General features: G+C 74.4%; 20 protein-coding genes. 8 read left to right on the top strand and 12 right to left on the bottom strand.

All coding sequences use genetic code 11. The features are described from left to right. Positions 1-3: 3 nt before the first annotated feature. Positions 4-1,038: a MaoC family dehydratase gene (locus ACOACO_RS13775; protein ID WP_420296844.1), complete on the bottom strand. Its 1,035-nt coding sequence runs from the start codon at positions 1,036-1,038 to the stop codon at positions 4-6. 58 nt (positions 1,039-1,096) lie between these two features. Between ACOACO_RS13775 and ACOACO_RS13780 the strand changes: the two genes are divergently transcribed. Then, positions 1,097-2,950 carry a serine/threonine-protein kinase gene (locus tag ACOACO_RS13780; protein ID WP_420296845.1) on the top strand — a complete coding sequence of 618 codons (1,854 nt, stop codon included), beginning with the start codon at positions 1,097-1,099 and terminating at the stop codon, positions 2,948-2,950. 154 nt (positions 2,951-3,104) lie between these two features. Then, a complete protein-coding gene (locus ACOACO_RS13785) occupies positions 3,105-4,637 on the top strand; it encodes a protein kinase domain-containing protein (RefSeq protein ID WP_420296846.1) in 1,533 nt (510 codons plus the stop codon). Between the two features lie 140 nt (positions 4,638-4,777). Here the strand turns inward: ACOACO_RS13785 and ACOACO_RS13790 are convergent, their stop codons facing one another. After that, positions 4,778-5,977, bottom strand: a complete 1,200-nt coding sequence (locus ACOACO_RS13790; protein WP_420296847.1) for an acyl-CoA dehydrogenase family protein — start codon at positions 5,975-5,977, stop codon at positions 4,778-4,780. A gap of 199 nt (positions 5,978-6,176) precedes the next feature. Between ACOACO_RS13790 and ACOACO_RS13795 the strand changes: the two genes are divergently transcribed. The 4 genes from ACOACO_RS13795 to ACOACO_RS13810 are packed head-to-tail and all read left to right on the top strand — an operon-like array spanning position 6,177 to position 9,558. Further along, positions 6,177-7,433, top strand: a complete 1,257-nt coding sequence (locus tag ACOACO_RS13795; protein WP_420296848.1) for a magnesium transporter MgtE N-terminal domain-containing protein — start codon at positions 6,177-6,179, stop codon at positions 7,431-7,433. Then, a complete protein-coding gene (locus ACOACO_RS13800; protein ID WP_420296849.1) occupies positions 7,430-8,050 on the top strand; it encodes a DUF1003 domain-containing protein in 621 nt (206 codons plus the stop codon). Before ACOACO_RS13795 ends, ACOACO_RS13800 begins: the two co-directional genes overlap by 4 nt. Positions 8,051-8,060: 10 nt before the next feature. Then, entirely contained in the window at positions 8,061-9,224 is a 1,164-nt protein-coding gene (locus tag ACOACO_RS13805) for an Mrp/NBP35 family ATP-binding protein (protein WP_420296850.1), read from the top strand. A 4-nt stretch (positions 9,225-9,228) separates the two neighbouring features. After that, positions 9,229-9,558 (top strand): sec-independent translocase, encoded by a 330-nt coding sequence (locus tag ACOACO_RS13810; RefSeq protein ID WP_420296851.1) that lies wholly within the window; start codon positions 9,229-9,231, stop codon positions 9,556-9,558. Between the two features lie 53 nt (positions 9,559-9,611). Here the strand turns inward: ACOACO_RS13810 and ACOACO_RS13815 are convergent, their stop codons facing one another. Then, positions 9,612-10,175 carry a hypothetical protein gene (locus ACOACO_RS13815; protein WP_420296852.1) on the bottom strand — a complete coding sequence of 188 codons (564 nt, stop codon included), beginning with the start codon at positions 10,173-10,175 and terminating at the stop codon, positions 9,612-9,614. A 113-nt stretch (positions 10,176-10,288) separates the two neighbouring features. On the opposite strand from ACOACO_RS13815, the gene ACOACO_RS13820 reads away from it, so the two are divergent. Continuing rightward, positions 10,289-11,062, top strand: coding sequence for a hypothetical protein (locus ACOACO_RS13820; RefSeq protein WP_420296853.1), 774 nt, complete (start codon positions 10,289-10,291; stop codon positions 11,060-11,062). Between the two features lie 11 nt (positions 11,063-11,073). Next, the gene (locus tag ACOACO_RS13825) at positions 11,074-11,643 is read left to right on the top strand and encodes an Rv3235 family protein (RefSeq protein ID WP_420296854.1); all 570 of its coding nucleotides are present in this window, start codon (positions 11,074-11,076) and stop codon (positions 11,641-11,643) included. A 72-nt stretch (positions 11,644-11,715) separates the two neighbouring features. On the opposite strand, the gene secA is transcribed toward ACOACO_RS13825, so the two are convergent. From secA to ahcY, 9 genes are all read right to left on the bottom strand, one after another. Continuing rightward, positions 11,716-14,532, bottom strand: a complete 2,817-nt coding sequence (secA, locus tag ACOACO_RS13830; protein WP_420296855.1) for a preprotein translocase subunit SecA — start codon at positions 14,530-14,532, stop codon at positions 11,716-11,718. Between the two features lie 74 nt (positions 14,533-14,606). Continuing rightward, on the bottom strand, positions 14,607-15,851 hold the full coding sequence (locus ACOACO_RS13835) for a winged helix-turn-helix domain-containing protein (protein ID WP_420296856.1): 1,245 nt from the start codon (positions 15,849-15,851) through the stop codon (positions 14,607-14,609). After that, positions 15,848-16,534 (bottom strand): response regulator, encoded by a 687-nt coding sequence (locus tag ACOACO_RS13840; RefSeq protein WP_420296857.1) that lies wholly within the window; start codon positions 16,532-16,534, stop codon positions 15,848-15,850. Before ACOACO_RS13840 ends, ACOACO_RS13835 begins: the two co-directional genes overlap by 4 nt. 28 nt (positions 16,535-16,562) lie before the next feature. Next, positions 16,563-17,249 (bottom strand): ribosome hibernation-promoting factor, HPF/YfiA family, encoded by a 687-nt coding sequence (gene hpf / locus ACOACO_RS13845; RefSeq protein ID WP_420296858.1) that lies wholly within the window; start codon positions 17,247-17,249, stop codon positions 16,563-16,565. Between the two features lie 286 nt (positions 17,250-17,535). Continuing rightward, positions 17,536-18,399 carry a ComF family protein gene (locus ACOACO_RS13850; RefSeq protein WP_420296859.1) on the bottom strand — a complete coding sequence of 288 codons (864 nt, stop codon included), beginning with the start codon at positions 18,397-18,399 and terminating at the stop codon, positions 17,536-17,538. 76 nt (positions 18,400-18,475) lie between these two features. Then, complete coding sequence (locus ACOACO_RS13855; RefSeq protein WP_420296860.1) at positions 18,476-20,353, bottom strand: hypothetical protein; 1,878 nt, start codon at positions 20,351-20,353, stop codon at positions 18,476-18,478. Next, positions 20,350-21,879: an MtrAB system histidine kinase MtrB gene (mtrB, locus tag ACOACO_RS13860; protein WP_420296861.1), complete on the bottom strand. Its 1,530-nt coding sequence runs from the start codon at positions 21,877-21,879 to the stop codon at positions 20,350-20,352. Before mtrB ends, ACOACO_RS13855 begins: the two co-directional genes overlap by 4 nt. Positions 21,880-22,009: 130 nt before the next feature. Then, entirely contained in the window at positions 22,010-22,717 is a 708-nt protein-coding gene (gene mtrA / locus ACOACO_RS13865; RefSeq protein ID WP_420297239.1) for an MtrAB system response regulator MtrA, read from the bottom strand. A gap of 145 nt (positions 22,718-22,862) precedes the next feature. Next, positions 22,863-24,302 (bottom strand): adenosylhomocysteinase, encoded by a 1,440-nt coding sequence (gene ahcY / locus ACOACO_RS13870; RefSeq protein ID WP_420296862.1) that lies wholly within the window; start codon positions 24,300-24,302, stop codon positions 22,863-22,865. Between the last annotated feature and the right edge of the window lie 67 nt (positions 24,303-24,369).

The following is a 24,369-nucleotide window of genomic DNA, read 5'->3' on the forward strand; positions in this document are numbered from 1 at the left end:
GGCTCAGCGGGGGACGAGCGCCCAGTAGTCGAGGTCGAGCAGCACGCCGGGGGCGTACTTGCCGTCCTCGCCGCGCAGCGTCATCGTCTCGTCGCGGCCCTTGGTCGCGACGAGGCGCAGGCGCAGGGCGCCGACGCCCGGCGCGGGGGTCTCGGCGACGTCGAGCACCTCCGACCAGGCGTAGACGGTGTCGCCGGCGAACGCCGGCGCCGTGTGGGCGCCCGCGTTGATGGCGGCGACGAGCTGGGCGTTGGCCAGGCCGTTGAACGACAGGGCCCGGGCCAGGGAGATGACGTGGCCGCCGTACACGAGGCGTCGCCCGTCGGGCCGGGCCTCCGCGTTGAAGTGCACCTTCGCCGTGTTCTGCCACAGGCGGGTCGCCATCATGTGCTCGGCCTCGGACAGGGTGACGCCGTCGACGTGGTCGATGCGCTCCCCCACCTCGTAGTCACCGAGGCGGTGCGGCTCCCCCGCGGCGACCACGTCGTACGACGTGAGGTCGAGCCCGGCGGGGACGACGAGGTCCTCGACCGCGACCGCGTCGGCCAGCTGCGGCACGACGGTCTCGGGGGCCGGCGCCTCGGGGTCGCGCTTGTGCACCATCACCCAGCGGGCCCAGTCGAGGACGACCTCGCCCGCCTGGTCGGTGGCCGTCGAGCGCACCCACACGACGCCGGTGCGGCCGTTGGAGTTCTCCTTGAGGCCGATGACCTCGGAGCGCGTGGCCAGCGTGTCGCCGGGAACCACCGGGCGGTGGAAGCGGCACTCGGCGTACCCGAGGTTCGCGACCGCGTTGAGGGACACGTCCGGCACGGTCTTGCCGAAGGCGACGTGGAAGGCCAGGAGGTCCTCGACCGGCGCGGGCGTCAGGCCGACGGAGGCGGCGAACCGCGCGGAGGACCAGACGGCGAACCGCGTGGGGTAGATCGCGCCGTACAGCGCGCGGTCGCCCTCGGTGATCGTGCGCGGCGTCGCGTGCTCGATCACCTGCCCGACGGTGAAGTCCTCGAAGAAGTTCCCGGGGTTGGTCTTCGGCATGCGGGTCATCATGACCGACGGCACGGCGCCCGGGCCACGAGGGTCGGCGGGGTGCGCGATGATGGGAATCGACGACAGCACGCTGCCGGCACGGGGCGGCGCCGCCGACCGCGCGGTCGGCGGGAGGACGGGGGGACGAGCGGTGGCGCAGTACCCGCAGGTGGGTGAGACGTTCGGGCCGTACCTGGTGACGGGCGTGATCGGCGAGGGCGGCATGGGCGTGGTCTTCGCCGCCCGGCAGGCGGGGCTCGACCGCACGGTCGCCCTCAAGGTGCTCGCGCCGCACCTCGCCCGCCAGGCCGACTACCGGGAGCGGTTCGGGCGGGAGGCCGCGGCGCTGGCCCGGCTGGACTCCCCCCACGTCATCCACGTCTACGACCACGGCGAGATCGACGGCTGCCTCTACCTCGCGACGCAGTACGTCGCGGGCGGCGACCTCGGGCGCATGCTCGCCACGCACGGTGCGCTGCCCCTGCCCGCCGCGGCCACGATCGCCGCGCAGGTGGCCGACGCGCTGGGCGACGCCCACCGCGCCGGGATCCTCCACCGCGACGTGAAGCCCAGCAACATCCTGCTGCGCGCGGGCAGCACCGACCCGTTCTCCTACCTGTGCGACTTCGGCATCGCCCAGGCCGCGGGCAGCGGGCTGACGACCGCCGGCGCGGTCGCCGGCACCATCTCCTACCTCGCGCCCGAGCGCTGCCGCGGCGAGGCCGCCACGCCCGCGGCGGACGTCTACGCCCTCGGCTGCGTGCTGGTGGCCGCGGTGACGGGCCACGCGCCGTACCGCGGCAGCGACGTCGAGGTCGGCGTGCAGCACCTGCAGGCCCCGGTGCCCCAGCTGCCCGGCGACCCGGTCGTGCTCGGGCCGCTCAACGAGGTGCTGCGCCGCAGCCTGGCGAAGGACCCCGCCCACCGGTACGGCGACGCCACCGCGATGCGCGACGCGCTGCGGGAGGTCGCGGCGACCGCGCGCCGCCAGGGGGCGCCGTCGCTGCTGCCACCACCTGCCGCGCCCACCCACCCGAACGGCGCCCTGCCGCCCCTGCCCCCCGGCACCGGTCACGGCACCGGCCACGGGACCGGCCACGGGACCGGCCACGGAACGGGTGGGAGCGCGCCGTTCCCGCTGCCCGCGGGCGCGGCCCCGGGCGGGGCCGGGGGCAGCCGCCGCCGGGCCACCGCGTGGGCGCTGGCCGCCGTGGTGGCGGTCGTGGCGGCGACCGCGGTCACCGTGGGGCTGCTCGTGGCCGGCGACGACGAGCCCGACACCGCCGCGTCGCGGGCGGCCACCTCCAGCACGAGTGCGGACGACACCGGGACGACGGACGCCACCGACGACGCCAGCGACGACGCCACCGACGACGCCACGGACGAGCCCGCCGAGGAGGCGACGGACACCACGGGCGACGACGGCGCGCCCGTCGCGGCGCCGTACCCCGGCGCCACGACCGCCGACCCGGCCACCGGTCCCACGATCGACACCGGGGCGTTCACCTACCGCGTGCCACAGGGGTGGGAGACCCAGGAGGCGTCGGCGCAGTTCACCTCCGTCGTGGTCGACACCTCCCCCGAGGGCACGTTCGCCCACAACGTCAACACGGTCGCGGAGGCGGTGCCGTCCGGCACGACCCTCGGCCAGGTGATGGTGGGCTCGAGCCAGGCGCTCGAGCAGGTCGGCGCCACCGACATCGAGATGGGCGCCGTCGTCGGCATCGACGGCGTGAACGCGGCCTACCAGTCCGCGACCCTGCTGGCGCCGGGCGGCCAGCCCTACGACGTCCACCAGTTCATCACCGTCCGCGACACGACGGTGCACACCATGACGATCAGCCAGGCGGCCGACACGCCCTCGGCGGCCTCGGAGGCCGAGGTGGGCTCGATCATCGCCACCCTGCGCTGGACCCCCTGACCCACGGGGCGCTCCCGCCGTCCCCTGACGCGGTCGGTGCGTTTGACGGGGGCCGCCGTGGGATACGGTCGCCGGGCACGGCCGCGGGCCGACGCGTCCACCCTCCCCGACGCGTGCCCGGGGCGCCGGCACGCAGACGAGCGAAGGAGGCCGCGTGGCGAAGTTCCCCGAAGTGGGCGACCAGTTCGGCTCCTACCGCGTCACCGGCCAGATCGGCCAGGGCGGCATGGGCGTCGTGTACGCCGCGGAGCAGACGGGCCTCGGGCGCACGGTGGCCCTGAAGGTGCTCGCCCCGCAGTACGCCGCCCAGGGCGACTACCAGGAGCGGTTCGTCCGCGAGGCCTCGGTGCTCGCCCGGCTCGACTCCGTCCACATCATCCACATCTACGACCACGGCGAGCAGGACGGCTGCCTGTACATCGCGACGCAGTACGTCACCGGCGGGGACCTCGGCCAGGCCATCAAGCAGGGCGAGGGCATGCCCGTGCGCGAGGCGGCCGAGATCGTCGCCCAGACGGCCGGGGGCCTCCACGACGCCCACAAGGCGGGCGTCATCCACCGCGACGTCAAGCCCAGCAACGTGCTGCTGCGCGACCGCAGCGACGACCTGCACGCCTACCTCTGCGACTTCGGCATCGCCCAGGGCGGCCAGCCCGGGTTGACGGTGGCCGGCTCGGTCGCGGGCACGATGGGCTACATGGCGCCCGAGCGGTGCCGCGGCGAGGCCGCCACCCCCGCGAGCGACATCTACGCGCTGGGCTGCGTGCTGTGGACCGCGCTGGCGGGGCGCCCGCCGTACCAGGGCACCGACGTCGAGGTCGGCCTGGCCCACCTGAGCGAGCCGGTGCCCCAGTTCGTCGAGGGCGACCCGATGGCCCGCATCATCAACGCGGTGCTGCGCCGCTCGATGGCGAAGGACCCGGCGGCCCGCTACCCCGACGCGGCCTCGATGCGCCGTGACCTGCGCACGGTCGTCGACCGCGCCCGCACCCAGCCCGAGCTGCGGCTCGTGCCCGACCTCGGGGAGCCGACCCTGCCGGGTGCCCCGGCGGTCCGGCCCGCCGGACGCATCCCGGGACCCGCGGGCGGCGCGCCCAGCCGCGGCTCGAGCCCGTCGGGCCCGGGCCTGGGCCGGCCCACCGGCACCACCGGACCGGTCGGTCGCACCGGCGCACCTGGCGCCCCTGGCTCGGGGGGCACGGGCGGCACGGGCGGCTCGCGTCCCGCAGCCGGTCTGCCGCCACGCCCGGGCGGCCCCGCTGCTCCCGGCGGCGCTGCGGGCACGCCGTACCGCGGTGACGCCGCGTCGCGCGGCTCGAGCGCGGGCCACCCCGCCCACCGCGGCCCCGTGCCGGGCTCGAGCCCCTCGAACCCCGCCCATCGCGCCACCCCGCAGGGCACCGGCTCGGGGGCACGCCCGCTCCCGCAGCGGCCCGCGGCGCCGTCGAGCGGCTCCAACCCCAGCATCCGTCCGCCGGCCGGGCGCCCCGGTGGGCCCGGTGCGCCGGGGCCGCGTCCTGCTCCCCCGCGCCCGGCCGGTCCGACGGGCCCCGCCGCCCGGAAGGGCGCGTCGCGCCCCTCCGGGTCGACCGGCACCTCGGGCCCGAGCGTGCAGGCCATCGCCGCCGTCGCGATCGCGGCGATCGCCGTGGTCGTGCTGCTCGTCGTCCTCCTCACCGCGGGCTGAGGTCCCTCCCCGGCCCACGGTCGGTGGGCACGCCACGTCGCGCGCAGGCCCCACCCACGACGAGGGCCGCACCACCGTCGTGGTGGTGCGGCCCCCGCCTCGCGCTCCGTGCGGCTGCCGCGTCGTGGGGCGCGCGCCGGTCAGCTCTTGAGCTGGTACTCCTTGAGCATCGAGCGGCCGATGATCATCTTCTGGATGTCGCTGGTGCCCTCGCCGATGAGCATGAACGCGGCCTCGCGGTAGAGCCGCTCGATCTCGTACTCCTTGGAGTAGCCGTAGCCGCCGTGGATGCGGAACGACGCCTCGACGACCTCGTTGCAGTACTCGCTCGCGAGCATCTTGGCCATGCCGGCCTCCACGTCCATGCGCTGACCCGAGTCCTTCAGCCGCGCCGCGCGCACCATCATCGTGTGGGCCGTCTCGACCTTCGTGGCCATCTCGGCGATCCGGAACAGGATCGCCTGGTGCTCGGCGATCGGCTTGCCGAAGGTCTGGCGCTGCTGGGCGTAGGCCGTGCCGAGCTCGAAGGCACGGTTGGCGATGCCGCACGCGCGGGCCGCGACGTTGACGCGGCCGACCTCGACACCGTCCATCATCTGCGCGAAGCCCTTGCCCGGGGCGCCACCCAGCACCTGGTCCGCGGAGATCTCGTGGCCCTCGAGGATCATCTCCGTGGTGTCGATGCCCTTGTAGCCCATCTTGTCGATCTTGCCGGGGATCGTGACGCCCTGGGCGGTCTCACCGAACCCGGCCTCCTTCTCCACCAGGAAGGTCGTCATGTTCTTGTAGACGCTCTCGGCACCCTCGTCGGTCTTCACCAGCACCGCCACCAGCGTGGAGGAGCCACCGTTGGTCAGCCACATCTTCTGCCCGGTGATCGAGTACGACCCGTCCTCGCGCCTGGTCGCCTTCGTGGTGATGGCCGAGACGTCCGAGCCCAGGCCGGGCTCCGACATCGAGAACGCGCCCCGCACCTCACCGGTCGCCATGCGCGGCAGGTACTTCTGCCGCTGCTCCTCGGTGCCGTGCTTCATCAGCAGGTACGCGACGATGAAGTGGGTGTTGATGACACCCGACACGCTCATCCAGCCCCGCGCGATCTCCTCCACGCACAGGGCGTAGGTCAGCAGCGACTCGCCCAGCCCGCCGTACTCCTCGGGGATCATCAGCCCGAACACCCCGAGCTCCTTGAGCCCCTCCACGATCTCCGTGGGGTACTCGTCCGCATGCTCCAGCTCGGTCGCGACCGGGATGATCTTGTCCTCGACGAACTGACGCACGGCCTTGACGATCTCCGTCTGGACATCGGTCAAGCCGTCGGTCTGGCAGAGCCGGGCCATGGTGTTCCTTCCGCACGGGGGCAGGGGCTGGGCGCAGCGTAGTGGCTCGCGCCCCCGGGGAGGTTACCGCTGAGTACGACGCGGGCACAGGCCCCGTCCGCGGGCGGTGCCGACGGGCCGGTCGCGGGCCCCGTGGGAGCGGTCGGCGGGCGCGCGCCGTGCGGCGTCGGGGCCGGTGGCGTAGCGGTAGCGTTGGGCCGTGAGCTCCCCGACCCCGCGCGTGTACGCCGCCCGCCTGCTCGGACTGCCGGTCTTCGACCCGCAGGGCGAACAGGTGGGCAAGGTGCGCGACGTCGTCGTGGTGCTGCGCAGCGACGGGGGTCCCCCGCGCGCGGTCGGCCTCGTCATCGAGGTGTTCGGCCGACGCCGGGTGTTCCTGCCCATGACGCGCGTGCTGGCCATCGAGGCGGACCACGTGGCCACGACGGGCCTGCTGAACGTCCGCCGGTTCGAGCAGCGGCCCACCGAGATCCTCGTGATCGCCCAGATGCTCGACAGCCGCGTGACGCTGCGCCACAGCGGCGTCACCGGGACGGTGTTCGACATCGCGGTCGAGCAGAGCCGCACCCGTGACTGGTTCGTCTCCCGCATCGCCGTGCGCGAGTCCTCGCGCACCTTCCGCCGCCGCGGCCAGACCCACGTCGTGGAGTGGGGCGAGGTCGAGGGACTGGGCCGCCGAGACGACGCGCAGGGCGCGACGCGGCTGCTCACCGCCCTCGGCGAGATGCGCCCCGCGGACGCGGCGCGCACCATCCACGAGCTGCCCCCGGAACGCCGGCGCTCCGTCGTGCTCGCCCTCACCGACGACCGGCTCGCCGTGATCCTCGAGGAGATGTCGGAGGAGGACCAGGTCGAGGTCGTCGACCTGCTCGACTCCGAGCGTGCCGCCGACGTGCTGGAGGAGATGTCGCCCGACGACGCCGCCGACCTCATCGCCGAGCTGCCCGCCGACACCGCCGCGCAGTTGCTGGCCCTCATGGAGCCCGAGGACGCCGCCGACGTGCGCCGGATGATGGCGTACGCCGAGGAGACCGCCGGCGCGATGATGACGCCCGAGCCGGTCATCCTCTCCCCCGACGCCACCGTCGCCGACGCGCTCGCCCACGCCCGCAACGCGGAGATCACGCCCTCCCTGGCGGCCCTGGTGTTCGTGTGCCGCCCGCCCCTGGAGACCCCGACGGGCAAGCTGCTGGGCGCGGCCCACATCCAGCGCCTGCTGCGGGAGCCTCCCTCGAGCCTCGCGGCGTCGGCGATCGACCCCTCGCTCGACCCCATCCGGCCCGACGCCAACATCGACGAGGTCGCGGCCCACCTCGCGACGTACAACCTCGTCGCCGCCCCGGTGACCGACGAGCAGGGCCGCCTGCTCGGGGCCGTCACCGTCGACGACCTCCTCGACCACCTGCTGCCCGAGGACTGGCGCGAGCGCGCGGCGGAGCGGGGTGAGCGCCGGTGAACGCCCGCGGCCAGGGCCGCGACCGCGGACGCCTCGACACCCCGCAGGACGCCCGCCGGCACCTCGTGCGGCGCCCGGCCTACGACTCCGACGCGTTCGGCAGCTTCGCCGAGCAGTTCGCGCGCTTCATGGGCACCGCGCGGTTCCTGCTCTACATGTCGCTGTTCGTCGTCGTGTGGGTCGTGTGGAACGTCGCGACGCCCGACGCCTGGCAGTTCGACCCGTTCCCCTACATCTTCCTCACGCTGATGCTGAGCCTGCAGGCCTCCTACGCCGCGCCGCTGATCCTGCTGGCGCAGAACCGGCAGGAGAACCGCGACAAGGTCGTCGCGGAGCAGGACCGCCGGGCCAACGCCCGCGCCCACGCCGACATGGAGTTCCTCGCCCGCGAGGTGGCCTCGCTGCGCCTCGCGGTCGGCGAGGTCGCGACGCGCGACTTCGTGCGCAGCGAGCTCCGGGCCCTGCTCGCCGAGCTGGGCGACGGCGAGGAGCGCGAGGGCGGGCGGGAGCCCGGACGGGAGGGCGCCCGGGACGCCGGCCGCGAGACGCGCGAGCCGGACTCCGGCCGCTCCCGCGAGGAGGGCACCGACGGCGGTCGCCGCAGGCGCGACGGATAGGCTGGGGGGCATGAGCGCCACCCCGCCGGCAGGCACGCCGAGCGTCGAGCAGGTCACCACCGCCCTCGGCTCCGTCAACGACCCCGAGATCAAGCGACCCATCACCGAGCTCGGCATGGTCGACGACGTGGCGGTCGACCCCGACGGCCAGGTCCGCGTCAAGGTCCTGCTGACGGTCGCCGGCTGCCCGCTGAAGGACACCATCAACCGGGACGTCACGGCCGCCGTCGGCGGGCTCGCCGGCGTCACCGGCGTGTCGGTCGAGCTGGGCGTGATGAACGCCGACCAGCGCGCGAACCTGCAGTCGACGCTGCGCGGCGGCCAGGCCCAGCGCGAGATCCCCTTCGCCCAGCCCGGCTCGCTGACCCGCGTCTTCGCGGTCGCCAGCGGCAAGGGCGGCGTCGGCAAGTCGTCCGTGACGGTGAACCTCGCCCTGGCGATGGCGCAGCAGGGCCTGAAGGTCGGCATCGTCGACGCCGACATCTACGGGCACTCGGTGCCCGCCATGCTGGGCGTCGCCGACGCCCGCCCCACCCAGGTCGACGACCTGATCATGCCGGTCCCGACGCCGTCGGGCGTCTCCGTCATCTCCATCGGCATGCTGAAGCCGCGCCGCGACCAGGTCGTCGCCTGGCGCGGCCCCATGCTCGACCGGGCGCTCGTGCAGATGCTCTCGGACGTCTACTGGGGCGACCTCGACGCCCTCCTGCTCGACCTGCCCCCGGGCACGGGCGACATCGCCATCTCGCTGGGCCAGCACCTGCCGAACGCCGAGGTCCTCGTCGTGACCACCCCGCAGGAGGCGGCCGCCGAGGTCGCCGAGCGCGCCGGCACGATGGCCTCGATGATGCACCAGCGCGTCGTCGGCGTCGTGGAGAACATGAGCTACTTCCTCAGCCCGCAGGGCGAGAAGCTCGAGATCTTCGGCACGGGCGGCGGCGACCGCGTCGCGGCCACGCTGTCCGAGCGGTTCGGGTACGACGTGCGCGTCCTCGGCCGCGTGCCGCTCGACCCGACGCTGCGCGAGGGCGGCGACTCCGGCAAGCCCATCGTCGAGTCGGACCCGACGTCGCCCGCCGCGCAGGAGCTGCTCGAGGTCGCCCGCTCGCTCACCGGTCGGGGCCGCGGCCTCGCCGGCATGCAGCTCGGCCTCACGCCCACCGCGAAGTTCTGATCCGGTGTTCGGCGTCGGGCTGTCCGAGCTGGCGGTCATCGCGCTCGTCGCGATGATCGTGCTCGGCCCGGACAAGCTCCCGGAGGTCGCCCGCCAGGCCGGGCAGATGGTGCGCCAGCTGCGCCGCATGGCGAACACCGCCCGCGACGACCTGCGCACCGAGCTCGGGCCGGAGTACGCCGACCTCGAGCTGCGCGACCTCGACCCGCGCGTCATCGTGCGCAAGCACGTGATGGAGGCGCTGGCCGAGGAGGAGGAGTCGAAGCCCCAGCGCGCGGGCATGCGCCCCCTCGCTCCGGGCGAGCTCCCGCCGTACGACGCCGACGCCACCTGAGCGTCCCCGCACCCGCCGGGCGCCCGACCGGATGATCGGGTGCGGGTGAGCGCCTAGACCGTGCCGCGCTGCTCGCTCTGCACGGCCGCCAGCCCGGCGAAGGGCACGAGGGCGACCTCCGGCGTGCGGCCCCGGACGGGCTCGCCCCGGCCGACCTCGACGAAGTCGGCCCCGACGCGGTGCAGCACCCCCTCCGTGCGCGCGCCCGAGACGGCGTGGAGGACGCAGCGCTCCCCCGCCTCCGCCAGGCGCCGCAGGGCCGAGCCCAGGCCGAGGCGGTGCACCACCGACCACGCCGACTCCGGGCGCGAGCGCTCCGACGCGCCGCGCACCAGCTCGATCGTCCCGGTACGCACCACCCAGTCGCTGCGCGGCGTCTCGACCAGGCACCAGCCGTCCCCGACCCGGCGCAGCCGGCCCGCGACGGCACCGGGTCCCCGCACGTCGAGCACGACCTCGGCCTCCAGCGACGCCATGAGGCGGCTCGCCAGGCTGACCTGGCGGTACTCCGCGCGCGCCCGGTCCGCCACCTCCGCGGCCCGCTCGCGCTCGAACGCGACGGCGGCCTGCTGCTCGAGGTCGTCGAACAGCGCGAAGACCTGCTCCTCCCAGCGCACGAGGTCGAGCCTCGCACCGCCCGACCGCCCCCACAACTGTTGACAACTCGTTGACACCGCCAGCCAGGCGTCCTTAGATGAAGCAAACAGACGCAAACGCAAAGGTTCTCGGGATGTCACACCTCAGCGCAGCGTCGCCCCGACGCGTCCTCGCCGTCTGGGCCGGCGCCACCACCGCCCTCGCGGGCCTGCTCCTCCTCGCCTGGCCGAGCCTCGAGCCGGCCCTGCCGGCCCTCTCCGGCGCCCCGGTGGGGTACGGCGAGCTCCTCACCGCCCTCGCCGCGGCCGTGCTGCTCCTGGCGGCCCCCTGGTGCTGGTGCGTCGTCACGCTGGTGGCGCTCGACGCCCTGCGGGGACGGGAGCGCCGCCGTACCGGGTGCCCGGAGGCGCTGCGCCGCTGGGTGCTCACCGCCTGCGGCGTCGTCGTGCTGTCCGCGGCGGTGGCCCCGGCCGCCCACGCCACGCCCGGCGAGGGCTCGGCCAGCGGGGCGGTGGCCGGCGGCGAGCCCCCGGTGAGCGCACTCCTCGACGGCCTGCCGCTGCCCGACCGCCCGCTCGAGGGCGCCGCGGCCGGCGCGCTGGGCGGCCCGGCCGAGCCCGTCCCGGCTCCCCCGGCGGCCCCCGCTCCCCCGGCTCCCCCGGCCCCACCCGCACCCCCGGCCGTCCCCGCCACCGCCGTCCACGCCGTCGTCCCCGGCGACACGCTCTGGGACCTCGCCGCCGCGACCCTGCCGACGGGCAGCAGCGACGCCCACGTCGCCGCCGCCGTCGTGCGCCTGCACGCCGCCCACCGGGGCGTCGTGGGCCCCGACCCCGACCTGATCCTGCCCGGCCAGCGGCTCGACCTGAGCGCTGCGCTGCCGACCGACCCGCACCGCGCGCCCTGAGGAGGACCGCCATGACCGACCCGACCCGACGTCAGCGCGGCAGCGTGACCGCCCTGCCGGCCCCGCGCCCCGTCGTACCCGTGCGGGCCAGCCTGCAGGGCACCCTCGCCCTCGACCTGGTGCCCGCGATGGACCCGCCTGCGGCCCCGCGGCGTCGTGCCCGCGACGCCGACCACGTCGCGCCGTCGGCGGCCCGCCCCGGCGCCGGGATGCCCGGCGACGCCGACCTGCGCACGCGCCGCGACCTGGAGCGCTGGGCGCACCGCTACGTGCAGGCCGCCGTCGAGATCGCCGGGGGCGACCGCCCCGCGACCCAGCTGCTGCGCTGGACCACGCGACCCGTCTACCTCGACCTCGAGCGCCGCGGCCAGCTCGTGGCGCGGGCCAGCGTGCACCACGGCGCGGGCCGCAGCCGCTCGACGGTGCGCCCGCACGTGCTCAGCGTGCACGTGGGGTTCGTCGGCCCGGGCAGCGCGGAGGTGTGCGCCCACGTGCGGTACGGCGGCCGCTCCCGCGCCGTCGCCGCCCGCTTCGAGCGCGGCGACGAGCGCTGGACCTGCACCGCCCTCGAGTTCGCCTGACCGCCTGGGCACCCAGGGACGCGACGAGCGCCGGGCCCCCGCGGGGACCCGGCGCTCGTCGTCGGTGCTGCGTCAGCCGTTGACGCGGGCGGTGAGCCCCGTGGGGCCGCCCGGCGCGCCGTGGCAGCGCTTGTACTTCTTGCCCGAGCCGCAGGGGCACAGGTCGTTGCGGCCGGCGTCGGCGTACGGGTCGTCCGCCTTCGTGACGGCGTCGCGCTGGACGACGGCGTCGCCGTCCTCCGACGGGGCCGTGTAGGTCAGGCCCTGCGGCTTGCGCGACGGCTCGAGACCCTTGGCCCGGATGATCGGCTGACGCTTGGTCAGCTCGACCGCACCGGCGAGCGCCGGGTCGGTGACGACCTCCGCCTCGGCCTCCGCGGGCGCCTCGGCCGGCGCCTCCTCGACCTGGACGTCGAGGTTGAAGAGGTAGCCGACGGCCTCCTCCTTGATGCCGTCCATCATCGCGCCGAACATGTCGTAGCCCTCGCGCTGGTACTCCACCAGCGGGTCGCGCTGCGAGTACGAGCGCAGGTAGATGCCGTCGCGCAGGTAGTCCATCTCGTACAGGTGCTCGCGCCACTTGCGGTCGAGCACGGTCAGCACGACGCGCCGCTCGAGCTCGCGCATGACCTCGCCGCCGATCTCGGCCTCGCGGGCGTCGTACGCCGCCAGGGCGTCCTTCGCCAGGTCGGCGGCCAGGTCCTCGCGGCTCATGCCGGCGCGGCCGCCGGCCTTCTCGACGAGCTCGTCCGCGTCGAGCGAGACGGGGTAGAGCTGGCGCAGGGCCGTCCACAGCGCCTCGAGGTCCCAGTCCTCCGGGTACTCCTGCGTGGCCGACATGACGTAGCTGGTGACGGTGTCCTCGATGAACCCGCGCACCTGCTCCGAGAGGTCCTCGCCCTCGAGCACCTGGCGGCGCTCGCGGTAGATGACCTCGCGCTGGCGGCTCATCACGTCGTCGTACTTCAGGACGTTCTTGCGGGACTCGAAGTTCTGCGCCTCGACCTGGCCCTGGGCGTTCGCGATCGTCTTCGTGACGCGCTTCGCCTCGATCGGGACGTCGTCGGGCACGCGCATCACCGTCATCACGCGGTCGACCCACTCCGCCTTGAACAGGCGCATGAGCTCGTCCTCGAGCGAGAGGTAGAAGCGCGACTCGCCCGGGTCGCCCTGACGACCGGAACGACCTCGCAGCTGGTTGTCGATGCGGCGCGACTCGTGGCGCTCGGTGCCGATCACGTAGAGGCCGCCGAGCTCGCGGACCTCGTCGTGCTCGTCGGCGACCTGCTTCTTGATCCGCTCCAGCGTCTCGGGCCACGCGGCCTCGTAGGCCTCGTTGTCCTCGACGGGGTCGAGGCCCTTCTTGCGCAGCTCGGCGTCGGCCAGGAACTCCACCGAGCCACCGAGCATGATGTCGGTGCCGCGGCCGGCCATGTTGGTCGCCACCGTGACGGCGCCCTTGTGGCCCGCCTGCGCGACGATCTTGGCCTCGTCGGAGTGGAACTTGGCGTTGAGGACCGAGTGCGGGATGCCGCGCTTCTTCAGCATCGACGACAAGAGCTCGGACTTCTCGACCGAGACGGTGCCGACGAGGATCGGCTGGCCCTTGCGGTGGCGCTCCTCGATGTCCTTGACGACGGCCTCGTACTTCGCCTTCTCCGTGCGGTAGACGAGGTCGGGCTGGTCGATGCGCTTCGGCGGCTTGTTGGTGCGGATCGGCACCACGCCGAGCTCGTAGATCTTGTCGAACTCGGCCGCCTCGGTGAGGGCGGTGCCCGTCATGCCCGAGAGCTTCTCGTACTGGCGGAAGTAGTTCTGCAGCGTGATGGTGGCGAGCGTCTGGTACTCCTCGCGGACCTTCACGCCCTCCTTCGCCTCGATCGACTGGTGGAGGCCGTCGTTGTAGCGGCGCCCCGACAGCATGCGGCCCGTGTGCTCGTCGACGATGAGGACCTCGTCGTTCGCGACGACGTACTCCTTGTCGCGGTGGAAGAGCTCCTTGGCCTTGATCGAGTTGTTGAGGAACGAGATGAGGGGGGTGTTGGCCGCCTCGTACAGGTTCTCGATGCCGAGGTGGTCCTCGACCTTGGTGATGCCGGGCTCGAGCACCGAGATGGTGCGCTTCTTCTCGTCGACCTCGTAGTCGACGTCGCGCTGCAGCTTCTTGACGATGCGCGCGAACTCGCCGTACCACTTCACCTCGTCCTGCGTGGGGCCCGAGATGATGAGCGGCGTGCGGGCCTCGTCGATGAGGATCGAGTCGACCTCGTCGACGATCGCGAAGTTGTGGCCCCGCTGCACGCAGTCGGCGACCGAGGTCGCCATGTTGTCGCGCAGGTAGTCGAAGCCCAGCTCGTTGTTCGTCGCGTAGGTGATGTCGCAGTTGTAGGCCTCGCGGCGCGCCTCGGGACGCATCGACGGCAGGATCACGCCGGTCGTCAGGCCGAGGAAGTGGTGGACGCGGCCCATCCACTCCGCGTGGTACTTCGCGAGGTAGTCGTTGACCGTCACGACGTGGACGCCCTTGCCCGACAGGGCGTTGAGGTACGTCGGGAGGGTGGCGACCAGGGTCTTGCCCTCACCGGTCTTCATCTCGGCGATGTTGCCGAGGTGCAGCGCCGCGCCGCCCATGAGCTGGACGTCGTAGTGGCGCTGGCCGATGACGCGCTTCGCGGCCTCGCGGACCGTCGCGAACGCCTCGGGCATGAGGTCGTCCAGGGTCTCGCCGTTCTCCAGCCGCTTCTTGAAGTCGGCCGTCTGGCCCTGCAGCTCCTCGTCGCTCATCGCGACGTAGTCGTCCTCGATGGAGTTGACTGCGGAGGCGACGGCTTCGAGCTGTCGGATGATCTTGCCCTCGCCGGCTCGCAGCAGCTTGTCGATGATCGCCACGGGATGGAACTCCTGGTCAGGTTGCGGTAGGTCGCTCGCAGGCGTCGCGGGGCGCGACGGACGCGCCCGTCATGCTACCCGCGCCCGCCACCGCGCCCGGCAGCCGCACCGACGACCGCGGCGAGGCCGGGGGCCAGGTCGCCGCGGTCCCCCACCACGACGCGGGCCAGGCCCAGCCAGGCCGCGAGGTCCTCCAGGGTCGCGGCCAGCTGCTCCGCGGTGTCCGCCGGCGCCCCGGGCTCCGCGAACGCGGCGTGCACGAGCAGCCGGCCGGCGCCCGCGTCCGCGGCGCGGTCGGCCTTGAGGTCGACCCGGCCCACCACCCGGTCGCCGAGCAGGAACGGCAGCACGTAGTAGCCGTGCACCCGCTTGTGGGCCGGCACGTAGATCTCGATGCGGTAGTGGAAGTCGAACAGGGCCTCCGCCCGGGGCCGGAACCACACGACGGGGTCGAAGGGGCTCAGCAGGGTGCGGGCGGCGACCCGGCGCGGCAGCACCGCCTCGTGGTGGAGGTACGTCGGTGCCTCCCACCCGCGCACCCGCACGGGCTGGAGCTCCCCCGAGTCGACGAGCTCGGCGACGGCCCGTGCCGTCGGGGCGATCCGCAGGCGGAAGTAGTCGGCGAGGCAGGCGGTGCTGGCCACCCCGTGGCTGCGGGCCGCGCGGCGCACGAGCTCTCGCACCGCGTCCGGCTCGTCCGGCACGGGCGCGGCCAGCACGGCGGCCGGCAGCACCCGCTCGGGCAGGTCGTAGCGCCGCTCGAACGACACCGTCCGCCCGGCCACCGCGAGCTCCCCGGTGCGCATCAGCATCTCCAGCGCCCGCTTGGTGTCCGACCAGTTCCAGCCCCAGTGGTCCTTGCGGCGCGGGGCGCCCTCGTCGATCTCGCGCGACGTCACGGCGCCGCGGTCGGCGACCTCGGCGAGCACGCGTCGTACCAGCTCGGGGCGCTCCACCCCGATGCCCTCGCGCGCGTAGCGCTCCCGCCACGACGCCCGGCGCAGCTCCATGAGCGGCCACAGGTCGACGGGCACGTACGCCGCCTCGTGCGCCCAGTACTCCACGACCCGCCGCGGCGCGCGGGACGCGGCACGGTCGAGCATCCCGATGTCGAAGGCGCCCATGCGGGCGTACAGCGGCATGTAGTGCGCGCGCTGGAGCACGTTGACGGAGTCGATCTGCAGCAGCCCGGTACGGCGCAGCACGCGGTCGAAGGTGCGCAGCGTGGGGGTGGCGTGGCGGCGGTCGGTGAAGCCCTGGGCGGCGAGGGCGACCCGGCGCGCCTGGGCGGCCGACAGCTCGGTGGGGCGGGCGCTCACGGCGGCGGGTCGAGGAGCTTCTCGCGCACCGCGTACATCACGGCCTCCATCCGCGAGTGCAGCTGCAGCTTCTCCAGGATGTTGCGCACGTGGTTCTTGACCGTGTTCTCCGAGATCTCGAGCCGCTTGGCCACCTCGCGGTTGTTGATGCCCGTCGCCACCAGCCGCAGCACCTGGAGCTCGCGCTCGGTCAGCTTGAGGTTGGGCGCCGGGGTCCGCTCCCCCTGCGACATGTGCTTGAACTCGTCGAGCAGCTTCACGGCCATCGACGGGCTGATGAGCGACTGGCCGTCGGCGACGACCCGCACCGCCTGGGCGACCTCGTCGATCGAGGAGTCCTTCAGCAGGTAGCCCGAGGCGCCGCTCTTCACGGCCTCGTACAGGTCGGCCTCCTCGTCGGAGACCGTCAGCATGATGATCTTCGCGGCGGGCACCGCGTCCTTGATGGCCTTGCAGGCCGCGATGCCCGAGCCCTTCGGCATGCGGACGTCGAGGAGGACCACGTCCGGCGTCGTGCTCGTCGCCAGACGCAGGCCCTCCTCGCCGTCACCGGCCTCGCCGACCACCGTGATGCCGCCGTCGACGCCCAGGAGCATCGTCAGCCCCCGGCGGAACAGCTCGTGGTCGTCGACCACCAGCACGCGCACGGGAGCGGGCCCCGAGGCCTGGACGGAGGTGGTCACGCGCGGCATCCTCGCACGGGCAGCAGGCTCAACCCTCGGCGTGCCCCACCGCGACGGCCGCCGGGTCCACCCCGTCGAGGCCGTGGCCCACGTCGAGCGCGATCACGCCGTAGTCGTAGCCGCGGCGGCGGTAGACCACCGACGGCCGGTCGTTCGCCTTGTCGACGAACAGGTAGAAGTCGTGGCCGACCAGCTCCATCTCGTAGAGGGCCTGGTCGAGCGTCATCGGCTCCGCGGGGTGCACCTTCTCGCGCACCACGAGCGGACCGTCACCCTCCACGGTCAGCGGACCCACCTGGTGGCGCTCCGCGCCGGAGGACTCGACCGGCTCCTCCACGGGCTCCGTCACGAGGGGCTCCACCGCCGTGCCGGCCAGCGCCTGGGCGACCGACACGGGCTGGTGGCGACCGCGGTGGATGCGGCGGCGGTCGGACGCCTTCCGCATCTGCGAGGCCATCTTGTCGAGCGCCAGGTCGAGCGCCGCCATCTTGTGGTCGGCCGCGGCCTCCGCGCGCACCACCGGACCCTTGGAGAACGCCGTGAGCTGGACGCGTTCGCACCTCTCCGCCTGACGCGGGTTCTTCTCCGTCGAGACCTCGACCTGCATCCGGATGATGCGGTGGTCGTGCTTCTCGAGGCGGGACAGCTTCTCCTCGACGTGCGAACGGAATCCGTCCGTCACCTCGCAGTGCCGGCCGGTGACCACGATGTCCATGCGGAACCTCCTGGTGGTGGTGTGTCAGTCTCCGGGGCGACCGCCTCGCGGACGCACGCGCGGGCCACCGTCGGCGCCGCGCTCCCGGTCGGTGGACGGGGTCCGTGCGCCCGCACCACGTGCGGGGGCCGTCGGGTCGGCGGCCGCCAGCGGCTCGCCGGTGGGCCGGGGTCGCGCCTGCGGGCAGGCGCGACGTGCCGGGGCGACGCGAGGTCGGACCCGGACGGACTCCATGTAGAGACGTTAGTGGGTGCCCCCACCGCACGGAAGGGAACGCGCCGCCCGATCACCCCCGGGCGGCCACCGGGGCGCCACCGCGCCGTGGTGTGGAGGTCACCGTCGCCGCCGCCAGCACCGGTACGCCGACCGCGGCCAGCGCGCGCGTCGCCTCCACCAGCGTGGAGCCCGTCGTGACGACGTCGTCGCAGACCACCACCCAGGCCCGCGGGTGGCGGCGCTGCGAGCGCGCGAGGCGGGGGCTGGGGCAGTGCATCGTGCCGCGCAGGTTGCGCTGGCGCTCGATCGCGCCCAGCTCCCCCTGGTCCCGGGCCCGGCCCGCGACGAGCAGGTCGACGACCCGGACGTCCCACCCCGCCCGGCGCAGGCGGCCCGCGGCGCCCCGGACGATCGCGCGGAGCGGGTCGTGGCCGCGGCGCCGCGCGGAGCCCGGCCGGGACGGCACGGGGCACAGCAGCAGCCGTCCGGCGGGCGGTCCGGTCGGCACGGGCGGTGCGGGTGGTGCCGGCGGGCCAGGGTCGGGGCCCGCGCCCGGGGCGAGCTCCGACAGCGCCCCGGCGGCCACGGCACCGGCGAGCAGGTCCACCAGCGGGCGGCGCAGGCCCAGCTGGGCGCGTTCCTTGTGACCGACGACGAGGGCCCGCGGGAGGTCGGCGTGGGGCGCCGCCGACCACACCGGTCCGAGGCCGCGGGGCCACGGCCGCACCACGGCCGGGGTGGGAGGGACCTGCAGGCCCGCGCGGCAGGACCGGCAGACCAGCCGCCCCGGGTGCCCGCAGCCGAGGCAGGTGCTGCCGGCCACGAGGTCGACCACGGCGTCGCCGAACCAGCCCGGCCGGTGCCCGGCGGAGGGCTGCGCGGTGAGCGACGGGGCGGGCGGCGGGGCGGGCGGCGGGGCGGGCGGACGGTCCACGTCGCGATCCCACCACCGGCGCGGGGCCCGGGCCACCGGTCGTCGCGCCGCCTGTGGAGGACGAGGGTGCGGCGGGTCAGCCCACGTAGGTCAGCGCGGCGACGTCGGGGACCGCGTCGACGCCGGTGATGCGCTCGCCGTCGTACGCCTCGACGCCCCCGGGGCCGACGAGGAGCAGGTCGCTGCCCGGTGCGCTGGAGGCGACCAGGCGCTGGGCGGTCGTCACCAGGAGGGTGGCCGCGCTGGTGGCGACCGGGGCGCCGTCGACGGGCAGCTGGCGCAGCTCCACGAGGTCGTCCCCGAGGCCCGTCAGCACCACGAGACCCGTCGGCGAGCGCCAGCCCACGTCGCGCACCACGCCGGTGGTGGCCGGGGCCGCGGTGCCGGCGTCCGTCGTGCCGGGATCGGCAGCCCCCTCCCGGCCCAGGTCGAGCACGGCGGTGGCCGGGAGGACGCCCACGACGCCGCCGCGCTCGTCGTACCGCACGCGGGCGACGACGACGCGCTGCTCCCCCGGTTCCCCGACGACGGCCACGAGCCGGGAGCCGTCCCGGGACACGAGCAGCCGGGTGGCGCGCTCGCCGGTGACGCCGGGGACGCTGACCGCCTCGACGCTGCCCTGGTTGACGACGCGCACGCGGGCCCGGTCGCCGCCGTCGAGCACCCAGGTGCGGTCGGCGAAGTCCCACGCCAGCACGGCCTCGCCGGCCGCCGCGACCTCCACGGGCGGGGTGTCCGGCTCGTCCAGCGAGGTGAGCAGCACCCGGTCGCCGGCCTGCCCGGCCACGCGGTCGCCGTACAGGTTCACCGACAAGGTGCGCACGCCCGCGGCCTGCAGCGCCTCCGTGCCCGGCACGGGCTGCACCCGCCGCTCCCGGACGCGCACCACCGCGCCCTCCGGCGTGAGGGCGAAGAGGTCGGGGTCGGCGCCCACCGCGCCGGGTCCGAACCGCTCCCCGGCGCCCACCGCGAAGGAGTCCTCGCCGTCGGGCACCCGCAGCGGAACGCCGTCGACGCTGACCCGCACGCGGGCCACCGACGGCAGCTGCCGCAGGGTCCAGGCCAGCTGGGCGACCATGGCCTCGCTGAGGCCGTCGGCGAACGTGCCCGCCCCGGTGCCCCCGGTGCCCCCGGCGCCCCCGGTGCCCTCCGCGTCGTCCCGGTTCCCGCCGGTCGCGCCGTTCCCGTCGTCCCCGGTCTCCGCGTCCGAGGGCAGCCGCACGTCGGCGACGCCGGTGGCCGAGACCTCGACGGACAGCCCCGGGTGCGCCGCCGCGCCCAGCGCGGTGGTCACCACGCCCTCGCTGCCGGGCGGGGGGCCCTGCAGCAGGGCCGCCACGGTGCGGGCCGGCAGCTGCGAGCCCGCGGGCAGGAACACCGGCGTCGGCACGAGGATGCGGCCCGAGGGGTCGAGGAAGTACAGGTCGACGGGCTGGTAGCGGGCCTCGAACCACGAGCGGGGCACCACGAGGGCGTCGGGGAGCGTCGCGATGCGCCACTCCCCGTCCTCGGGCGCGAGCTCGAACGTCAGCGTCCGCGACGCCGACGCCGGGTCGTCCACCCACTGCCCGCGGGCGTCGAGCTCGGCGACGCCCTCGAGCCGCGTCGTGACGCGCGACCCGCCGGTCGGCCGGCCGAGGTCCTCGTAGACGATCGTGCGGTCCTCCGGCGCCCACGAGCCGGCCGCCTCCTCGGTGAGGAACGAGCGGGCCACGCTGGTCTGGCGCGAGGTCGCCCGCATCGCCCCCAGGAAGTGGGCGACGATCTCGTCGGGCGACTCCCCCGGTGTGGGCCCCGGCGGCACGTAGTCGAGACCCGCCGTGGCCCCCTGCCCCGGCCGCTCCGTCGGCACCGTCACCTCGCCGGAGTCGGGCAGCCGGACGCACCCGGCGGCCAGCACCACGGTCAGCAGCAGCGCGAGCAGCAGGGCGGGGGACGCCGCGACCCGCCTCACCGGGCCGGCTCCGCGTCGGCGGGCAGCAGCGGGATGGGGCTGTGGCTCAGCTGGTCACCGGCCCGGCGCGGCACGGTGAGGCGGAACTGGGACCCGCCGCCCGGCGTGCCCCACGCCTGCAGCCAGCCCCCGTGCAGGTGCGCGTCCTCCAGGGCGATCGACAGGCCCAGGCCGGTGCCGCCCGTCGTGCGGGCGCGCGCGGGGTCGGCGCGCCAGAACCGGTTGAACACCATCGCCGACTCCCCCGGGGCCAGGCCGACGCCGTGGTCGCGCACGGCGATGGCGACGCTGTGGTCGTCGGCGTCGACCGAGACGACGACGTCGCGGGACTCGGCGTGGTCGATGGCGTTGGTGACGAGGTTGCGGACGATGCGCTCGATGCGCCGCGGGTCCACCTCGGCCCGGCACCGGCGGGCGGGCTCCACGACCCGCACGTGCACGCCGGAGCTGAGCGCGAGGCTCGCGGTCTGGTCGACGACGCGGCGGGCCACCTGCCGCAGGTCGACGTCCTCCACCTCCAGGGCGACGGCTCCCGCGTCGTACCGGCTGATCTCCAGCAGCTCGCCCAGGAGGCGCTCGAACCGGTCGAGCTCCACCTGCAGGAGCTCGGCGGCCCGGGCGGTCGGGGCGTCGAAGTCGCCGCGGGCGTCGTGGAGGACGTCGCCGGCCATCCGCACCGTCGTCAGCGGCGTGCGCAGCTCGTGGGACACGTCGGCGACGAACCGGCGCTGGACGCGGCTGAGCTCCTCGAGCTGCTGGATCTGGCGCTGCAGGTTCGACGCCATCTGGTTGAACGACGACGCGAGCCGGCCGAGGTCGTCCTCCCCCGTCACCCGCAGGCGCTCCTGCAGCCGCCCCGAGGCGAGCCGCTCGGCGACACGCCGGGCCATCCGGATGGGTGTGACCACCTGGCGCGCGACCACCCAGGAGACGCCGCCGATGAGCACGACCAGCAGCGCGGCGGCCAGCACCGTCGAGCGGGCCACGAGGGCCAGCGTCTCCTCCTCCTGCGTCAGCGGGAAGAGGAAGTAGAGCGTGTAGGGACCGTCGTCCGCCGGGATGCGCAGCTGGGTGCCGACCACGATCGCCGGGACCGAGGTGGTCCCGCCGCTCTCGTCGGCGACCGGCATCCGCGTCCAGGTCCACGCGAGCTGGCCGTCGGAGAGGAAGTGCTCGCGCAGCGAGGTCGGGATGCTGTCGGCGTCGACGCCCGGGGACGACACCGACCCGACCTCGTCGAGCGGCTGCGTGAGCGCGACGTCGGAGCGCACGAGGAGCACCTCGTAGCCCCGCACCGCGCCCCGCTGGTTGAGCGGCGCCGCGACCTGGTCGAGCTGGGCGGCGACGTCGAAGTCGGAGCCCGACGACGTGAGCAGGCGCTCGCCCGCCTGGGTCGTCTCGTCCTCCGCCTCGGCGGTCGCGGCCTGGACGCGGCTGTCGAGCAGGCCCTCGCGGATCTGCGCGACGAGCAGCCAGCTGACGCCGCCGACCACGAGCCCGGAGAGCAGGACGGTGCTGACCACCACGCGCGCCGCCACCGAGCGCCGCCACACCGTGAGCGCACGCCCCAGGGCGGCGGTGACGTCGCGCCCACGGGGTCGGCGCCGCTCCGGTCTCAGCACGACGCGCTCCGGGCCGGGCCGGGGCGGGCGGGGATCAGGACGGACCGGCCTTGTAGCCGACGCCGCGCACGGTCAGGACGATCTCGGGGCGCTCGGGGTCGTGCTCGACCTTCGAGCGCAGCCGCTGCACGTGCACGTTGACGAGGCGGGTGTCGGCCGCGTGGCGGTAGCCCCACACCTCCTCCAGCAGCACCTCGCGGCTGAAGGCCTGCCACGGCCGGCGGGCCAGGCAGACGAGCAGGTCGAACTCGAGCGGCGTCAGGTTGATCGGCACCCCGGCGCGGGTCACCTGGTGGCCGGCGACGTCGATGGTGAGGTCGCCGATGCCCAGCGTCTCCTGGGCGGGGGCCTCCGCGCGGCGCACCCGGGCGCGGATGCGCGCCACGAGCTCCTTCGGCTTGAACGGCTTCACGACGTAGTCGTCGGCCCCCGACTCGAGGCCCACCACGACGTCGACGGTGTCGCCCTTCGCGGTCAGCATGACGATCGGCACGCCCGACTCGGCGCGCACCTCCTTGCAGACGTCGATGCCGTCCTTGCCCGGCAGCATCAGGTCGAGCAGGAGCACGTCGGGCCGGAACGCGCGGAACGCGTCGAGGGCCTCGTCGCCGCGCAGGCACACCGCCGGCTCGAAGCCCTCCTGGCGCAGCACGATCGTCAGCATCTCGGCCAGGGAGGCGTCGTCGTCGACGACGAGCACCCGGCCGCGGCTGTCCGCCTCGACCGGTGCGCCCGCGGCCACGCCTCGTTCGTTGGTCACGACGACCAGTATGACGGCGCAGGAACGGCGACGGCACCGCCGTACCCGGGTGCTCCGGGACGACGGTGCCGCGCGCGTGCGAGCCGGTGGGGGCTCGGTGGGGGCCCGAGGAGGGCCCCCGGGTGGCTCAGTAGCGGTAGTGCTCCGACTTGTAGGGCCCCGCGGCGTCGACGCCGAGGTACGCCGCCTGGGAGTCGGTGAGCGTGGTCAGCTCGACGCCGAGCGCTGCGAGGTGCAGGCGCGCGACCTCCTCGTCGAGGTGCTTCGGCAGCACGTAGACGCCGACCGGGTACTCCTCCGGCTTGGTGAAGATCTCGATCTGCGCCAGCACCTGGTTGGTGAAGGAGTTCGACATGACGAACGAGGGGTGGCCCGTCGCGTTGCCGAGGTTCATCAGGCGACCCTCGGACAGCACGATGATGGAGCGGCCGCCCTGGTCCTCCGGGAAGGTCCAGACGTCGACCTGCGGCTTCACGTTCTTGCGCTTGACGCCCTCGAGGGACTCCAGGCCGGCCATGTCGATCTCGTTGTCGAAGTGGCCGATGTTGCCCAGGATCGCCTGGTGCTTCATCCTCGCCATCTGCTCGACGGTGACGACGTCCTTGTTGCCGGTCGCCGTGATGATGATGTCGGCGGTGTCGATGACCGAGTCGAGCGCGGAGACCTGGTAGCCGTCCATCGCGGCCTGCAGCGCGCAGATGGGGTCGATCTCGGTGACGATGACGCGGGCGCCCTGGCCGCGCAGCGACTCCGCGCAGCCCTTGCCGACGTCGCCGTACCCGCAGACCACGGCCACCTTGCCGCCGATGAGGACGTCGGTGGCGCGGTTGATGCCGTCGATGAGCGAGTGGCGGCAGCCGTACTTGTTGTCGAACTTCGACTTGGTGACCGAGTCGTTGACGTTGATGGCCGGGAAGAGCAGCGAGCCCTCGCGCATCATGTCGTAGAGGCGCAGGACGCCCGTGGTGGTCTCCTCGGTGACGCCCTTGATCTCGGCGGCGACCTGGGTCCAGCGGTCCTCGCTCTCGGCGAGGGAGGCCTGCAGCACCTCGAAGATGATCCGCTGCTCGGCGCTGGTGGCGGAGGCCGGGTCGGGCGCCTCGCCCTTCTTCTCGGCCTCGACGCCGAGGTGGACGAGCAGGGTGGCGTCGCCACCGTCGTCCAGGATCATGTTGGCCTTCTCGCCGTTCGGCCAGAGGAGGATCTGCTGGGTGCACCACCAGTACTCCTCCAGCGTCTCGCCCTTCCAGGCGAACACGGGGACGCCGGCGGGCTCCTCGACGGTGCCCTCGCGGCCCACGACGATCGCGGCCGCGGCGTGGTCCTGCGTCGAGAAGATGTTGCAGGAGGCCCAGCGGACGTCGGCGCCGAGCGCCGTGAGCGTCTCGATGAGGACGGCGGTCTGCACCGTCATGTGCAGCGAGCCGGCGATCTTCGCGCCGGCGAGCGGCTTCGCGTCGCCGTAGCGCTCGCGCATGGCCATGAGACCGGGCATCTCGTGCTCGGCGAGGGTGATCTCGGTGCGGCCGAAGTCGGCCAGGGAGAGGTCGGCGACCTTGTAGTCCATCGGGTGTCTCCTCGAACGGGTGGAGCCAGGTCTGCGTCGCGCATCTGCGCTCTGTGGGTTCTCCCAC

Source organism: Nocardioides sp. CPCC 205120 (assembly GCF_048654585.1).
Classification (GTDB): domain Bacteria; phylum Actinomycetota; class Actinomycetes; order Propionibacteriales; family Nocardioidaceae; genus Nocardioides.

Bases quoted from the DNA above. Each gene is read 5' to 3' on its own strand.
- ACOACO_RS13775 (WP_420296844.1), bottom strand. From the start codon at position 1,038: ATGCCGAAGACCAACCCCGGGAACTTCTTCGAGGACTTCACCGTCGGG.
- ACOACO_RS13780 (WP_420296845.1), top strand. From the start codon at position 1,097: ATGATGGGAATCGACGACAGCACGCTGCCGGCACGGGGCGGCGCCGCC.
- ACOACO_RS13790 (WP_420296847.1), bottom strand. From the start codon at position 5,977: ATGGCCCGGCTCTGCCAGACCGACGGCTTGACCGATGTCCAGACGGAG.
- ACOACO_RS13805 (WP_420296850.1), top strand. From the start codon at position 8,061: ATGAGCGCCACCCCGCCGGCAGGCACGCCGAGCGTCGAGCAGGTCACC.
- ACOACO_RS13820 (WP_420296853.1), top strand. From the start codon at position 10,289: ATGTCACACCTCAGCGCAGCGTCGCCCCGACGCGTCCTCGCCGTCTGG.
- ACOACO_RS13825 (WP_420296854.1), top strand. From the start codon at position 11,074: ATGACCGACCCGACCCGACGTCAGCGCGGCAGCGTGACCGCCCTGCCG.
- hpf (WP_420296858.1), bottom strand. From the start codon at position 17,249: ATGGACATCGTGGTCACCGGCCGGCACTGCGAGGTGACGGACGGATTC.
- ahcY (WP_420296862.1), bottom strand. From the start codon at position 24,302: ATGGACTACAAGGTCGCCGACCTCTCCCTGGCCGACTTCGGCCGCACC.